Source organism: Devosia alba, assembly GCF_039938915.1.
GTDB lineage: Bacteria > Pseudomonadota > Alphaproteobacteria > Rhizobiales > Devosiaceae > Devosia > Devosia alba.
In genome coordinates this window covers 111521-126540 of sequence record NZ_JBDUUI010000008.1, presented here as the reverse complement: position 1 = coordinate 126540, position 15020 = coordinate 111521, and the positions used below count along the sequence as shown (strand labels likewise).

The window sequence follows — 15020 nt, the reverse complement described above, 5'->3', positions numbered from 1 at the left end:
GCGCCGCAAGGCGGCTTGGGTCAACGTGACATGCTATCCACCGACGATCTCCCCACCATTGGGGTGGAGCACCTGCCCGGTGACATAGGAGCTTTCATCGCAGGCGAGGAACAGATGGCAGGTGGCAACATCATTGGGCTGCCCGGGCTGCCGGATGACCGGTTTCGGCGCCGCGGCCCGAGCCGGATTTCTTGCCGCCGCCATCATCCTTGTTGACCGTCGCCCAGGCGCGGCTTTCGGCCTGGTCCTGGCTCACGCCCTTCTCCTCATAGGACTCTTCAATATGCTTGGCCTTGCGCTTCTGCTTGTCGGTATAAGCGGATTTGTCGCCCTGCGGCATGGTCGTCTCCTGCAACTGCGCGAGACCAGAGCGGACGGGGGAAGGGCTCGGCTGCCATTTCGTTGGCCGGGGCGGGAAATCGGAAAAACCATCCCCGTTCCCTCTGCCGCCTGGTCCGATTGACACGCTCTGGTCTCTTGCTACCCGAAATCACCAGAGGCTGTTATTGGTTCCGTCACGATTTTTCTGTGAGTTCGGCGACGGTTTGAGACTGCCGAGAGAAGAGAGGCGCGCTCCCTTCCTACTTGATGGGACAGGTCGGGGTGGGGTCCGCCTCCGGCCACCAGACCACCCCTGTGGCTACGACAGTGGCCTGCTCAGAAACGGCGAGCCGCGCCGCACAAAGCGCCAGGGTGTCGCCACCGCCTTGGTGATGCCAATGCGCGGCCCGGTGGCGATCTCATGGCTCTCGGCGCTGGCGGCGAGGCTGAAGGGGGGGCTGGCAAGCGGCAATCCGTTTTGTGCCGCATCAATGCCCAGCGCCTGACAGAGCTTGCCGGGACCCGAACAGAGTTGGCGCCCGGACATGCCACCGCGGCGCTGCTGCATCAGCGCCAGCCCATGGAGCGGCTCCAGCGCCCGGATCAGCACGGCGCTGCCCGGCTGGCAGACAAAGTTCAGGCACCAGTGGATGCCGTAGATCTTGTAGACATAGGCATGCCCGGCCGGACCGAACATCGCCGCATTGCGCGGGGTCGGTCCCTTGAAGCTGTGCGAGGCAGGGTCTTGCTGGTCATAGGCCTCCACCTCGACCAGGACCCCGCCCACGCCATCGACCAGGAGCGTGGCGCCGATGAGATCGCGCGCCACCTCGGGGGCGGGGCGATCAAAGAAGGTGGGGGCAAGCTGCGGCATCACCGGGTGCCGCTGAGGGTCTCAGAACCCCCACCCTTGATCCCTCCCCATAAGGGCGAAGGGCTGAGGCTGGGGCGACACCGCAAAGGCGGAACCAGACGCATCACCCTCAATCCACCCGACCGCGCGCGTCGACCCGAACGCTCTCGACAACGTCATCGCCCGAAATCAGCGTCACCCTGTCAAAGAGATTACTCACCACGCAGGCGTGGTTGGGGATGATGCGGATCTTGTCGCCGATCTGCGGCTTGTCCACGCACCCGGTCAGATCGATCGTGCCATGCTCTTCGCTCAGCCCGACGATCTGGGCCCCGGGATAGGCCTCGATCAAACCGAAACCACTCATCCCCAGCGTGTCGCTGGTCAGCGCCTTGGAGCCGGCGTCGATAATGGCACGGTTTTCGGTGGGCCGGCTGACCACAGTGGCCAGCACTGTCAGGGCACAGTCCTCGAACCCGCCCACGCCTTTGCTGACCTGGAAGCGGTCCATATAGATATAGGTGCCGGGGCGATGCTCAGTGGCCGCTGTCACCTCATGGGCGTGCCACAGATCGGGCGTGCCGCCATTGGAAATGATCGCGGGGGCAAGACCTGCTGCGATCAGTGCTGCCTTGGCAGCCGCCAGAAACGCCTGATTGGCTTCGACCTGCCCGGCGGCCGGATAGGTCATCAAGCCGCCAAACACCAGGCCGGGCGACGCCGCAATGGTCCGCGCCAATTCAAGCGCCGCCTCGGGGCTCTGCACCCCGCAGCGGCCCATGCCGGTATCGCACTCAACCAGCACGGTTAGCGGCTGGGCGGCGTGGGCAAAGGTGCTCGACAGGCCAGCCACGATGTCGACGCTGTCGGCAGTGACAGTGATATGCACACGCTCATGCAGCGCCTTGAGGCGCGCCAGCTTGGCAGCGCCCAGGATATTGTAGGGCAGGAAGATTTCGCTGATCCCGGCATCGGCCATCACCTCGGCCTCGCCCAGCTTCTGCACCGTGATGCCGACCGCGCCCAGCGCCATGGCACGCTTGGCAAAGCGCGGCAGCTTGTGCGTCTTGATATGCGGGCGCAGCTTGATGCCATGGGCATCGGCATAATCCTGCGCCCGTTTGAGACTGGCCTCGACGCGATCAATGTCGATCAGCACGGCGGGAGTATCGACCTCGAAAATACGGCTCATTTGCCCCTCAACACATCATCGACGAAACGCAGATTGCCGGCGGTGAGCCCGGCATCGACCGGCAGCACCGTGCCGGTAATGCCCGAGGCGGCGTCCGAACAAAAAAACACCGCCGCATTGGCGACTTCAGCCGGCAGCACCATGCGACCCAGCGGATAATGCGGCAGCACATTGTCCAGCAGGCCCGGATCGGCCTCCAGGCGGTGATCCCAGGCCGGCGTACGCACCGAGCCGGGGCAAATCACATTGGCACGCACGCCCTGGCCGCCGCGCTCCACCGCGATGGCCTTGGCATAGGCGATCAACCCGGCCTTGGCAGCGGCATAGGCCGGGTTGCCGTAATGGCCCAACCCATTGACCGAGGCGATAAACACCAGGCTGCCGGCGCCGCGCCTGGCCATGGCGGCGATGATCGGGTCGGTCATGGCATAGGCGCCATTCAGATTGATGGCGAGTTCGGCTGCCCAGACCGCGTCATCGAGTTGGTCGAGGGTTTCGGCCCGTGTGAAACCGGCATTGGCGATCACCGCGTCGGGCGCGCCGCTTTTGGCCAGATACCGTTCAATGGATGCCCGTGTTCCCCTGGCGTCGGCCTGGTCAAACAGCACCGTGTCGACCAGATCGAGCCCCGCGAGCATGCTGGCCTCGCGGTCGGCGCCCACCACCTTGGCCCCCGCCGCCCGCAGGCTGGCCACCAGTGCCTGGCCGATGCCGCCGCCGGCGCCACTGACCAGAACGGTCTTGCCGTTCAATCCGAACACCGAGCTGTCCATTATCCGATCATCCCTGCGGCTGCTTGTAGGCGACGCAGTCGATCTCGACCTTGCAGTCCACCATCATGTGGCTCTGCACCGCTGCGCGCGCCGGTGGGTTCTCGCCGAAATAGCTCTTGTAGACAGCGTTGAAGCTCCAGAAATCGCGCGGATCATCCAGCCAGACCCCGCAGCGCACCACATCTTGCAGCCCATAGCCGGCTTCTTCCAGAATCGCGATGACGTTCTTGATCGTGAGGTGGGTCTGCTCGACGATGCCAGCCCCCTGGATTTCGCCGTCCTTCATGGCCACCTGGCCGGAAACGAACAGGAAGCCGCCGGCCTCGACGGCACGGGCAAAGGGCAGGTTCTGGCCACCGGCCCCGGACTTTTCGGCACCATAGCGTTTGATCGACATCGCAGCACTCCTGGGAGAATCTTGTAATCAAATTTCGTTATCAGCCATCATATCGGGCCAAGAGAGCGGTTTCACCGACAAATCACGGATCAAAATGTAAATTTCTTACGTGATTGCCCCATATGGCCTGTGTTACCGTGCTCTCCAGACACCTTAGCCCAAGCCCAGAAATAGTCACTATTGCGAGTTTCCAAGTGCGCGTCTTTACCGCCGCCCTAGCCACTGAAACCAACACATTTTCACCCATTGCCGTGGACCGGCGGGCGTTCGAGGCCTCGCTCTATGCCCGGCCGGGCGAGCATCCGGCCACTCCCACCCTGTGCACCGCGCCGATCACGGTGGGCCGCGAGGTCTGCGCCCGGCAAGGCTGGACGCTGATCGAAGGCAGCGCCAGTTGGGCCGACCCGGCAGGCTTGGTGGCGCGAACCACCTATGAAGAGCTGCGCGACGAAATTCTGGCGCAATTGCAGGCCGCCATGCCCGTCGACGCCGTCGTGCTGGGGCTGCATGGCGCCATGGTGGCGCAGGGTTATGATGATCCCGAGGGTGATCTGCTGAGCCGTATCCGGACCATTGTCGGCCCCGGCGTGCTGGTCTGCGCCGAGCTTGATCCGCATAGTCACCTCACCGCCAAACGCGTCGCAGCCGCCAATTTCCTGGTGGCGTTCAAAGAATTCCCGCACACCGATTTCGTCGACCGGGCGCGGGACCTCTGGTCCATCGCGGTGCGGGCGCTCAAGGGCGAGATCACCCCGGTGATGAGCGTGTTCGACTGTCGCATGATCGATGTGTTCCCCACCTCCAAACAACCCATGCGCGGTTTTGTTGATCAGCTTTATGCGCTGGAACGGGCCGAGCCGGGTGTGCTCTCGCTCTCGGTGATCCACGGCTTCATGGCCGGCGATGTGCCCGAAATGGGCACCAAGATCATCGCCATCACCAATGACAATGCCGCCAAGGGCGCGGCCTTGGCCGAAAAGCTCGGGCGCGAACTGTTTGCCATGCGCGGCACCTTCATGGTGGCGCAGGTGGATGAGCGCGCGGCCGTTGACGCGGCGATTGCCGCGCCGCGGGGGCCCGTGGTGATTGCCGATGTGTGGGACAATCCCGGTGGCGGCACGGCGGGCGATGCAACGGTCATTCTAGCAGAGCTGATCGCCCGGGGGATAAGTGACGTCGCCGTCGGCACGATCTGGGACCCGATCGCGGTTCAGATCTGCATGGCAGCGGGCGAAGGGGCTGAAATTCCACTGCGTTTTGGCGCCAAATCGGCCCCACATACAGGCAGTCCGATCGATCAGCTTGTGCGGGTAAACCGGCTGGTGCGTGATGCCGAAATGCGCTTTGGCGAGAGCTATGCGCCCTTCGGTGATGCGGCCTGGATCAGCTTTGCCGGGATCGATGTGATCCTCAATTCCACCCGGGCGCAAAGCTTTGATCCATCACTGTTTTCCGTGATGGGCATTGACCCGAAGTCGCGCAAGATCCTGCTGATCAAATCGACCAATCACTTTTACGACTCGTTCTCCAGAATCGCTTCGGAGATCATCTATTGCGCGGCCGGAAAGCCTTATCCCAACACCCCCGCCACGACCCCCTACCGCAAGGCGCGCCGAGATATCTGGCCGATGGTGGAGAACCCCTGGGCCTAACGGTTCGGGCGTGGCAGTTGAGGCCTTGGCGTTAACGGACTGTTAGCATCGACGGGGCGACGCGTGAAACTGCGGCGCCAACTGCTAAATGTCAGGATGGATCCCGGCCATCGCGGGTGTCACACCCCCTCCACCGCCTATTGGCGGTCCCCCTCTCCCGCAAGCGGGGGAGGATGAGCCGCGGTGCAAGCGCTTATTCGGAGGCCCAGTTGCCGTACATGATGGGCATCAGGCCCACGAGCGACTTGAAACGGTCCCAGCTCTTGCGTTCGCGCATGGTCCAGCCGGCTTCCGCAATGGCCGACAGGCGCGGGAAGACCAGACGGTCGAAGATGGCGCGGTCGGTCATGGACTCGCTCCAGATGCAGGCCTGCACACCCATGAGCCTTTCCAGCCCCTGTTCGGAGAATCCGTCGCGGGCCTCGAACTCATAGGTTTCCTGCGGGCCCGACCAGCCGGCCCAACCGGCACCGGGTTCGGCCCAGTCGACGCCATTGGCCATGTCGAGATAGTAGCGCTGCCCCGGCGAGACGACGATGTTGAAGCCCTTTTCGGCGAGGGCGGCGTTGATCTCGACATTGCGCCAGCCGATGACGAAGCTCTTGTCGGGGTCCACCGCATTGCCGTGCGCAGCCTCCTCCCAGCCGCCGGTAATGGCGCCTTTGGCGGCGATGTAATCATGCACGCGGCGAATGAAAGCGGCCTGGATCAGCGCGGTGGGTGAGCCCTCGATTTCGTCGGCACCGTGATGATTGCCAAGCCGGTTGAACTGCCGCTCGTGCTTGGCGCGCATGTCCGGGCCGCCGAGCTTTTCAATCATGTCGAGCGCCAGGGGCGAGCCGGACCAGGCGGCCAGTGGCACCTCATCGGCACCGAGATGGAAGATGCCAGCGGGGAACAGCTCGAGGACTTCGTCGACGACAGTTTCGACGAATTTGTACACCGGCTCATAGGCTGGGTTCAGGCTGTTATTGGGAAAGCCCTGCACCGACTGGTACTCGCCCCTCTCATCGGGGTCGCGCAGCTCCGGCAGTGATTGCAGTGTGGCGTAGGAATGGCCGGGAATGTCGATCTCGGGGATCACCGCGATGGCCAGGCTATCGGCCAGCGCCACAATCTGGCGCACGGCCTCCTTGGAATAATAGCCGCCCGTGGGCTGCGGGCCCGAGCCGAGCAAGGGCGGCAGCGCCTTGCCGTGACCGCGCCAGGCGCCGATTTCGGTGAGCTGGGTATAGGCATCAATCTCGATCCGCCAGGCCTCGTCCTCGCTCAGGTGCCAATGGAACTTGTTGAGCTTGTTCCAGGCCAGCAGTTTGAGCAACTGGCTGACTTCGGCGCTGGAATAGAACTGGCGGGCCACATCGAGATGGCAGCCGCGATAGGCAAAGCCGGGTTCATCGGCAATGGTGCCGCCAGTGGGGAAGACAAAGGTCTGCGGGTACTTCTTGGCGCCGCGCAGGATCTGGCCGAGGGTCACGAGGCCATAGAACATGCCCTGGCGGGTGGTGGCCTCCACAACCGCGTGGTCTTGACTGAAGCTCACTTCATAGGCTTCGGCGCCCAGGCCATCCCGATAGCGAATGGCAACGGGCATGCCGGCCTCGGAAGCCGGGCGGACAATGGCCTCGACAGCAAACAGGTCATCGACCAGACCGGCAAAGGCGGCGGCGGCGCGGCCGGCATCCGTGCCTTCCGGCTTGAGATCCAGGCCAGGCGGCGGGGTGCGGGTGCCGGTAGTGGCCACCGACTTCGGCCAGGGGATGATGGAGACTTGTACCGGTGCCTTGGCCGGCACGGGGAACTTTGCCGCGCCCTTGAGGAGCGGCGAATTGTGGCCCTTGCCCTGGGTGGGCGCGGTCGCGAGATTGACGATGGTGCCATCAGCCAGCTCGACATAGGCGGCATTGGCGCCGTCGCTCCAGTGCCGCAAGCCATAGGACAGGCCGCGCGCGATGGACGTCCAGGTCTCGCCCGGCGCCAGCACAAGGCCGTCAGGCGGGGCGATCAAGGTGTAGTTGGACAGCCGTTTGAGCAGCTTGCCGTTTTCCAGCGTCGCCGTCGGGTCGATCCGGGCCGGGCCCGAGAAGCCGAGGGTGAAACCGCTGACCGGACTGTCGCCCGTGTTGGTCAGTTCGAGGCCATAGGCGAGCGGCGCGTCATCCTTGGCGGGGGTCCAGGTGGTGACGAGGGAGAAGGAGGTGGTCATGGAAATGTCTCTTGGTCGGATGTGTGGCTCCCCTCCCCCTTGCGGGGCCGGGTGGGGGTGGAGGTCCAGCAGTGATGAACTGAACGACCCCCTCCCTCGATCTGGCCATTCGAGCACAGCTCTCATGGCCTTCTTGTCTCGAAAGGCTCCACTTGGAGCCTTTTATCGGCCGTGCCGACCGATGGCGAAGCCTTGCAAGGGGCAGGGAAGGCTAACCGCAACAGTGACGGACTAATCCCCCAAAGGCTGGGCGTCGTCGCCGTCACGGTTGACGACGAGCTGGTGCTTGATGCGGCGCATGCTGGCGATAGCGGACGGGCCGAGCCGGGTGGCGACGGTTTGCGCCAAGACGTCAATTGTCGCCAGGAAGGCATAGCGGCCCGGTGTGGGGCGGAAAATATCGCCGTTCTCCTGCCAGTTGATCGGCAACAGGATATCGGCCTGCTCCGACACAATGGAGGCGGATCTGGTGATGACCACCCGGGTCAGGCCATATTCCCCCGCCACGGTCAGCGCCTTGGCAAGTTGGGCGTTATTGCCGGAGAGCGAACAGGCCACGATGACGGTGCCGGATGGCGCTGCGGCGGTCCGCATCATCTGCATCTGGTGGTCGTCCGTGGCAGCGATTTTGAGCCCGAGGCGGAACAGCCGTGCCTCGATCTCGCCCGCCATCATCGAGGAGGCGCCACCCGATCCGAAGGCCAGCACGAAACTGGATTTGACCAGGCTTTCAGCAGCGCGCTCGACGGCAGCGAAATCGAAATGGTCGAAGGTCTCGTAGATGATCGACTGGATGCCGTTGACCACGCCCTGGGCAATTTCGTGCACGCTGGAGGGACCGGCGGCAGGAGCGAAATAGCGCTGGCCAACAAAACGGGACTGCGCCAGCCGTACCTTGAAATCGGCATAGCTGTCGCAGCCAAGCCGGCGACAGAAACGGGTCACGGTCGGCGGCGAGACGTCGGCCTGCGCGGCAAGATCGACAATGGAGAGCTTGAGCACACTGTCGACGTCGGCCAGCACAATTTCGGTCAAGGCGCGTTCAGAGCGCGTGAACGCGTGCTTTTCGCTCTGCAGCTGTCCAACAATATCGAGCATGGTCACTTCCCCGGCGTGCAATCAGCCGATCAGTAAACTGCCAGCCCCGCCTGATCAAACAGGTGCACCTGATCAAGCGCAAAGCCGATCTCGCTGACCTTCCCCTCGGCGATCGCCGGGGCGCCTTCGAACAGCGCGATGAAGTTCTCCCCGCCTGGCAGCGTGGAGTAGGCCACGGTGTGGATGCCCAAATATTCAACGATATTGGGGGTGACGTTGAGCGTGAAGTCACCCTTGCCCAGTTGCAGGTGCTCGGGCCGAATACCCAGTGTGATGGGCGCCCCGGCCTTGGCCTTCGTGCTGCGCGGCAAGGCGATATTGCCCAGGGCCCCCAGATCAACGCTGAGTGTGGTGCCATCAGCCTTGGCTACGGTGCCGTTGATGAAGTTCATCTTGGGGCTGCCGATAAACCCGGCAACGAACAGATTGTCGGGCTTGTGATAGAGCTGGAGCGGCGAGCCGATCTGGGAGATTTCACCGGCGTCGAGCACGACGATCTTGTCAGCCATGGTCATGGCCTCGACCTGATCGTGGGTGACATAGACCATGGTCGAGCCGAGGCGCTTGTGCAGTTCCATCAGCTCGATGCGCATTTCCGAGCGGAGCGCGGCATCCAGATTGGACAGCGGTTCATCGAACAGGAAAATCTTGGGTTGGCGCACAATGGCGCGGCCAATGGCAACGCGCTGGCGTTGACCACCCGAGAGCTGGCCGGGACGATGCTGCAGGCGCGATTCCAGTTGCAGGACCTTGGCGGCAGCGTCGACGCGCGCCTCGACCTCGGCCTTGGGCAGCTTTTCCACGCGTAGCGGGAAGGCGATGTTCTCATAGACCGTCATGTGCGGATAGAGCGCGTAGCTCTGGAACACCATGGCAATGCCACGCTGCACAGGCGGCAGGTCGTTGACCACCTTGCCGCCGATCTCGATGTCACCCGACGTGACGTCTTCAAGGCCCGCGATCATGCGCAGCAGCGTGGACTTGCCACAGCCGGAGGGGCCAACAAAGACCACGAATTCGCCCTCGGACACGTCCAGATCGATGCCCTTGATGATGCGGGCAGTGTTGAAGGATTTCTCGAGGCGTTTGAGCCTTAGCAGCGACATGGGCCGTCTCCGGGCGGCGGGGCTTGATACCCGCGGGCAGGCAATGGGAAAGGTGCCGCCGCCCCAGATTCGGGGCGGCGGTCAGGTCGGAGGACCTTACTTGTACTGCTCAAGTTCACCAGCAGCCTTGGCAAGGGCATCTTCTGGGGTAGCAGCGTCAGTCACCACGGACTGAACCATTTCGATCATCACGTTCTGCAGACCGATATAGTCGGTGAACAGCGGCTCGGGACCACCAAACTCGATGCCGTCAAGGAACGGCTTCCAGTATGGCTGCGCGGCAACCAGTTCGTCGGTCTGGGGCTGCAGCGGACGGAGCGGCGTCAGGCCCTGGGCCATCTCGGCAGCCCACTGGCGCTCGCCATCGGTGATGTACTTGGCCAGGCTGATCGCCTGCTCTTCAACACCGGTGCCCTTGAACACGGCCAGGGCGTCAGTGATCAGCAGCGTGCCGGGGCCCTTGGCGTCCGGACCGAGCGGCAGATCGGCAACACCCCAGTTCATGCCGGCTTCCTCGGCGCGGATAGCCGCCCCGGGCGACGCTTCGATCATGGCAACGCCACCATCGAGCCAGATGGCGCGCACTTCGTTCTGCTCGTAGGCGGTCGGGCCCTCTTCGGAGTAGGGCGTGATGTCCTTGAGCGCAGTCAGGGCAGCCAGAACCTGCGGGCTGTCGATGGTGATGTTGCCATCGGCGTCGATGATCTGGCCATTATTGGTGTAAACCCAATGCAGGAACTGGTGCATGGTGTTGTCGAAGGTCTTGGCGACGAGACCATAGCCGGCCGCATCGGTATTCTCGGCGATCTGCTTGGAGAAGGCGATCTTCTCTTCCCAGGTCTTGGGTGGGGTTTCTGGATCGAGGCCGGCAGCCTCGAACAGGTCCTTGTTCCAGAACAGGGCCTTGGTGGAGAAGGCAACCGGGATGCCCCACTGGGTGCCGTCGAAGGTGACGGTGTCGGGTACATAATTGTAGTAGGCGGCCTTCTCTTCGTCGCTCATGGGCACAGGCACGATGAGGTCGTTCAGCGCAAACTGCTTGAGGGTGCGCGAGCCGACATAGGCCAGGGCGACCGGGGTCCCGGCCGCAGCCAGTGTTGTGACCTTGTCCTGGCACTGGCCCCAGCCGACGATTTCAGGCGCGACCTTGAAACCGGGATTGGCAGCTTCCCACTCGGCGAAGTAGTCGGCATAGCCGGCGGTTAGCTCGTCACCGCAGTTGATGAAGGCGATTTCCTTGTCCTGAGCGAAGGCGGCCGGCGTTGCAATGGCGACAGCCAGCAACGATACGGCGGTAAGTCCGATGATTTTTTTCACGGTGTTCAGTCTCCCTTTGTGTGCGCCCCGAGAGGCGACTTCCCTCAATCGGGGCCAAGCGACCCCGATCTCGATTCCCTGGTGGTCTTACTGCTTGATGGCACCGGCGGTGAGGCCGGCGACCAGGTAGCGCTGCAGGAACACGATGACGATCATGACCGGCAGGATTCCGACGAAACTGGCTGCCATCAACTCGTTCCAGATCACTTCCTGCTTGCCGAAGAAGGCGAAGAGCCCAACCGGCAGCGGCATGAATTCGGTCTTGGAGTTGAAGGTCAGGGCGAAGATGAATTGCTGCGCATAGGCGCCGATAAAGGTCATGATGGCGACCACGACGATGCCCGGCATGGCCAGCGGCAGTATGACCCGGCGCAGGGTATAGAGCCGGCTGGCGCCGTCCACCCAGGCGGCCTCGTCCAGTTCCCTGGGAATGCGCATCATATAGGTGCGCAGCAGCCAGATCGACGAGGGAATGAGAAAGGCCGCGCCCGGCACGATCATCGCCCAATAGGTGTTGAGCAGCCCCAGCTGGCGCATCAGGCGGAACAGCGGGATCAGCAGCACGGCGCCCGAGAACATGTTGACCGCCAGAAACCCGCCCAGCATCAGACTGGAGCCGGTGAACTGGAACCGGGCAAAGGCATAGGCGGCCGGCACCACGATGACGACCACGATCAGGGTCACGATGGAAGAGATGAAGAAGGAATTGAAGATGTGCATGCCCAGCGCGGGTACCGACTGCCACATGGTGAAATAGGCGTCGAACGAGCCGTTCTTGGGCCAGAAGCTGTAGGGCGTGGAGAACAGCAGGGCCAGCGGCTTGAGTGAAACCAGGAAGCCCTCGATGAAGGGCGCGAGGATGAAGAACAGGAACACCGCCATGGCCACATACATCAGGCCGGCTTCCCACCATTTGTAGCGATCGATCATCGGCTTGGTGGAGCGGGCTCGGCGCGCTTTGGCGGGCCGGACCAGCGCCTTGCTGTCGACAGCAGCAACCTCGGTAGTGCGGGCGACATCGCTCATTTGGCTTCTCCCTGTGAGAGCTTCCGGACGGCGCGGAAATAGACGATGCAGAACAGCGACACGAAGATGCAGATCACCACGGCACGCGCGGCACCCTCGCCGTATTTTCGGCTGCCCATGGCGGTCTTGTAGGTATCGATGATCATCGTGGTGGTGCTGCCCGAGGGACCGCCCTGGGTCAGGATCCAGATGATGTCGAAGGAATTGAAGGTGGCGATCAGGCTGAGCAGGCTCATGGTGAGCAGCGCCGGGACCAGCAGGGGCAGGGTGATGCGACGGAAGCGGTAACCCCGTCCGGCGCCATCGGTCCAGGCGGCCTCATAGAGATCGCGCGGGATCGACTGCATCGCCGCCAGCAAATAGATGGTGACCATCGGCACACCGATCCACACATCGGTCAGGATGGTGGCCCAGAAGGCGCTGTCACCATAGGCCAGAATGGGCCAGGGTTTTTCGATCACCCCAAAATTCTGCAGCAGGCCGGAAATCATGCCGAACTGGCCATTATACATCCAGCCCCACATGAAAATGCCGATGGCCATGGGAACGACCCAGGGCGGCATGATGAGAATGCGGAACATGGCCTGGCCGGGAATGGCCGCATTGAGCAGCGTGGCGCCCAGCGTGCCGATGATCATCTTGGTGGCGACCGAAAAGAAGGTCCAGACGAAGGTGCGAATGATGACTTCGGTGAAATTTCCCGCGCCGAAGATGCGCTCGTAATTGGCCCAGCCGACCCAGTCGGAGGTGGGCCGCAGCGAGGCGTTGGTGAAGGACAGCACCACTGTATCAAACAGCGGATAGGCGACGATGATCAGAATGTAGATGAGCGCGGGCGCCAGCAGGGCGAGGGCGAACAGGGAGGCGCTACGGGTGCTGGTCATCGGCTTCTCCCTATCCTTCTCGCCCGAGGGCGGTATCGAACTCTTGCCAGATGGGAGTCATGTCGATGACCGTTCTGGTGCGCATCGCCTGATCCATGGTCAGCGCCAGCAGACCCGCTTCCAGCGCGTCGATGATCGACACCGGCAGGGGCTCACCATCGAGCACGTGCTTGAGAATATCCTCGGCCATCTGCTCGTCGGCGCCATAGTGCTGGCTGAGTTCGCTCAATTTGTAGGTGGTATCGACCAGTCGGTCCGAGGTCCGGCTGTCGGTGACCCGCAGGAAATTGCGGATGAAGTCGCCCTCGGCCATGCCCTTGGCGCCCATCACGGCGAAGCGGCGGAAATCGTCTGGGACATTCAGATTGGTGTGGAAGCTCAGCGCCGCGCCATTGGCGTATTGCACCATGGCAGTCTGGTAATCGATGATGTCGCCATCGCTGTCGAACACCTTGTCGCTGCCCATCCAGCCGGTGGGTTTGCGGTGATAGACTTCCAGGTCGTTGATGCCGACATTTGTCGGCGCATTGGCCGGCACGAAGGTACGACGTCCCCCAAAGCTGGAGACGTAGTGTGGGCGACAGCCCATCACGCCATTGTAGAGATCCAGGTCATGGCAGCATTTTTCGAGCATGAAACTGCCCGAATAGCGCTCATAGCGGCGCCAGTCGCGCATGAAGAAGGCGCCGTGATAGGGCGGAATATGCTCGGAGGCCTCGATCGAGGTGATGTCACCCAATTGGCCTTCGGCCTGCGCCTTGCGCAGATCGACATAGAGTGGCGCGTAGCGCAGCACCAGGCCGACCATCAAATTGTCGGCCCCATATTGGGCGATCAGCCGCGCGATCGCCATGGTGTCCTCCACCGAGGTCACGACCGGTTTTTCGGTGAAAATCTTGACCCCGCGTTCCAGGCCGATACGAATGTGCTCAAGGTGCAGGTGATTGGGCGAGCCCACCATCAGCAGGTCGAGTGGTTCGCTGTCGAGCATGGCCTCGAGGCTGTCGAACGCGGTACCGACCGAGACGCCATGTTCGGTGGCATAGGGCAGGCCAGCCGGCGAGGGGTCGACATATCCGGCAATCGAGAAGTCATCGCGGGCAGCGGAAAAAACCCGCGCCAAATAGCCCAAACGATAGCCAAGACCGATGACGCCTACCCGCATAATGATCCCTGTTTTTTGACGCCAGTCTCTGTCGGATTGGTCGTATTTTTGTAAACTATTTTCAAGATTAGGGTCGCTTTGAAACCAATGTCAACACGAATCCGCCGCAATAACAATACCAATATAAGCCACGCATGAACTTTGCATAAGCGATCAGCAATTTGCTGATTTTCTGGGCATTTATCGGCCGGTTTTCGCTGGTTCCGGTGTGGACAAGCCGGCGGAAAACAGACAGATTGTCAAAATTGGTATTCATCTGGCCTCCAAATGTCATCTGCTGCCGGATGGCCAATTTGAAAATTTGCGACACCAAGGCGGTGGGCACGCCGGCGACGGCGGCCACCATGGACATCGGCCAGGATGACCGAGTTCAGAACCATGGCAGATACGATCAGAGCAACGCGACGAGATGGACATGACCAGCACCAATCCCTTCCCCAATGATGCCGACCGCAGCGCCATCTGGACCATGCTGGTGGAGCGCGACATTGCCGCCTTCGTGGCTGCCGACTGGAGCATGGTGGCAGGCGACTTCATCGAGCCGGGCTTTCTCGGCATCAATGGCGGCAAGTCCGGCAATCCAGACAATTGGCGCATCAGCTTTCCCACGCTCGGGGCCTATCGCGACGACTGGATCGCCCAGGCCAAGGCGAGCCAGCAGCTCGACTATGCCGAAGACGTGCTGACCGGCATCCACCGCGCCACCAGCCTGACCGAGATCGAGATCAATGGCGACATCGCCATCGCGCACAAGAAATTCGACGGCGAGATCGCGCTGCGCGATGGCGGCAAGGACGTGCTGAACTGGCAGACGCTGTATTTCTGCCGCAAGGTCGCGGGCGTGTGGAAGCTGACGGGCTTTGCCGGGTATCTGCCTTATCCGATGGCGGGGTAAGCCGCGGCGTGCCTATGCCCGCGCCCCCTCATCCGTCCCGGCCAGCGGCCGATCCACCCTCTCCACTCGTGCCGCAGCCCCCTTATCCCTTCGTGGGAGAAGCTGCCCAAAGGGCGGAGGAGGGGACTTTTTTCT

Annotated in this window: 15 protein-coding genes and 1 pseudogene; 2 read left to right on the top strand and 14 right to left on the bottom strand. The window is 62.5% G+C overall.

Features of this window, described 5'->3' with window-relative positions:
• Window positions 1–33: 33 nt before the first annotated feature.
• From ABFY71_RS13015 to ABFY71_RS12990, 6 genes and pseudogenes are all read right to left on the bottom strand, one after another.
• A complete protein-coding gene (locus tag ABFY71_RS13015) occupies window positions 34–204 on the bottom strand; it encodes an SDR family oxidoreductase (protein ID WP_347946429.1) in 171 nt (56 codons plus the stop codon).
• Window positions 146–340, bottom strand: a pseudogene (locus ABFY71_RS13010) (plasmid stabilization protein); the annotation flags it as partial. The pseudogene ABFY71_RS13010 and the gene ABFY71_RS13015, both read right to left, overlap by 59 nt.
• 300 nt (window positions 341–640) lie before the next feature.
• Window positions 641–1195 (bottom strand): DNA-3-methyladenine glycosylase, encoded by a 555-nt coding sequence (locus tag ABFY71_RS13005; RefSeq protein WP_347946428.1) that lies wholly within the window; start codon window positions 1193–1195, stop codon window positions 641–643.
• Between the two features lie 109 nt (window positions 1196–1304).
• A complete protein-coding gene (locus ABFY71_RS13000) occupies window positions 1305–2366 on the bottom strand; it encodes a D-TA family PLP-dependent enzyme (protein ID WP_347946426.1) in 1062 nt (353 codons plus the stop codon).
• Window positions 2363–3139, bottom strand: coding sequence for an SDR family oxidoreductase (locus ABFY71_RS12995; protein WP_347946425.1), 777 nt, complete (start codon window positions 3137–3139; stop codon window positions 2363–2365). The genes ABFY71_RS13000 and ABFY71_RS12995 overlap by 4 nt, the downstream gene beginning before the upstream one ends.
• A 7-nt stretch (window positions 3140–3146) precedes the next feature.
• The gene (locus ABFY71_RS12990) at window positions 3147–3536 is read right to left on the bottom strand and encodes a RidA family protein (protein ID WP_347946424.1); all 390 of its coding nucleotides are present in this window, start codon (window positions 3534–3536) and stop codon (window positions 3147–3149) included.
• 194 nt (window positions 3537–3730) lie between these two features.
• On the opposite strand from ABFY71_RS12990, the gene ABFY71_RS12985 reads away from it, so the two are divergent.
• On the top strand, window positions 3731–5188 hold the full coding sequence (locus ABFY71_RS12985; RefSeq protein ID WP_347946423.1) for a M81 family metallopeptidase: 1458 nt from the start codon (window positions 3731–3733) through the stop codon (window positions 5186–5188).
• 193 nt (window positions 5189–5381) lie between these two features.
• On the opposite strand, the gene ABFY71_RS12980 is transcribed toward ABFY71_RS12985, so the two are convergent.
• From ABFY71_RS12980 to ABFY71_RS12945, 8 genes are all read right to left on the bottom strand, one after another.
• Complete coding sequence (locus tag ABFY71_RS12980) at window positions 5382–7394, bottom strand: beta-N-acetylhexosaminidase (protein ID WP_347946421.1); 2013 nt, start codon at window positions 7392–7394, stop codon at window positions 5382–5384.
• A gap of 231 nt (window positions 7395–7625) precedes the next feature.
• The gene (locus ABFY71_RS12975; RefSeq protein WP_305582825.1) at window positions 7626–8492 is read right to left on the bottom strand and encodes a MurR/RpiR family transcriptional regulator; all 867 of its coding nucleotides are present in this window, start codon (window positions 8490–8492) and stop codon (window positions 7626–7628) included.
• Between the two features lie 29 nt (window positions 8493–8521).
• On the bottom strand, window positions 8522–9598 hold the full coding sequence (locus ABFY71_RS12970; RefSeq protein WP_347946419.1) for an ABC transporter ATP-binding protein: 1077 nt from the start codon (window positions 9596–9598) through the stop codon (window positions 8522–8524).
• 96 nt (window positions 9599–9694) lie between these two features.
• Window positions 9695–10915, bottom strand: a complete 1221-nt coding sequence (locus ABFY71_RS12965; protein WP_431021535.1) for an ABC transporter substrate-binding protein — start codon at window positions 10913–10915, stop codon at window positions 9695–9697.
• An 87-nt stretch (window positions 10916–11002) separates the two neighbouring features.
• A complete protein-coding gene (locus ABFY71_RS12960) occupies window positions 11003–11845 on the bottom strand; it encodes a carbohydrate ABC transporter permease (protein ID WP_347946530.1) in 843 nt (280 codons plus the stop codon).
• Window positions 11846–11937: 92 nt separating this feature from the next.
• On the bottom strand, window positions 11938–12825 hold the full coding sequence (locus tag ABFY71_RS12955) for a carbohydrate ABC transporter permease (protein ID WP_347946418.1): 888 nt from the start codon (window positions 12823–12825) through the stop codon (window positions 11938–11940).
• A gap of 10 nt (window positions 12826–12835) precedes the next feature.
• Window positions 12836–13990, bottom strand: a complete 1155-nt coding sequence (locus ABFY71_RS12950) for a Gfo/Idh/MocA family protein (protein ID WP_305582833.1) — start codon at window positions 13988–13990, stop codon at window positions 12836–12838.
• A 67-nt stretch (window positions 13991–14057) separates the two neighbouring features.
• Complete coding sequence (locus tag ABFY71_RS12945; protein ID WP_347946417.1) at window positions 14058–14336, bottom strand: hypothetical protein; 279 nt, start codon at window positions 14334–14336, stop codon at window positions 14058–14060.
• A gap of 69 nt (window positions 14337–14405) precedes the next feature.
• Here ABFY71_RS12945 and ABFY71_RS12940 point away from each other — a divergent pair, with 69 nt between their 5' ends.
• Complete coding sequence (locus ABFY71_RS12940) at window positions 14406–14885, top strand: hypothetical protein (RefSeq protein WP_371136250.1); 480 nt, start codon at window positions 14406–14408, stop codon at window positions 14883–14885.
• Window positions 14886–15020: the final 135 nt, after the last annotated feature.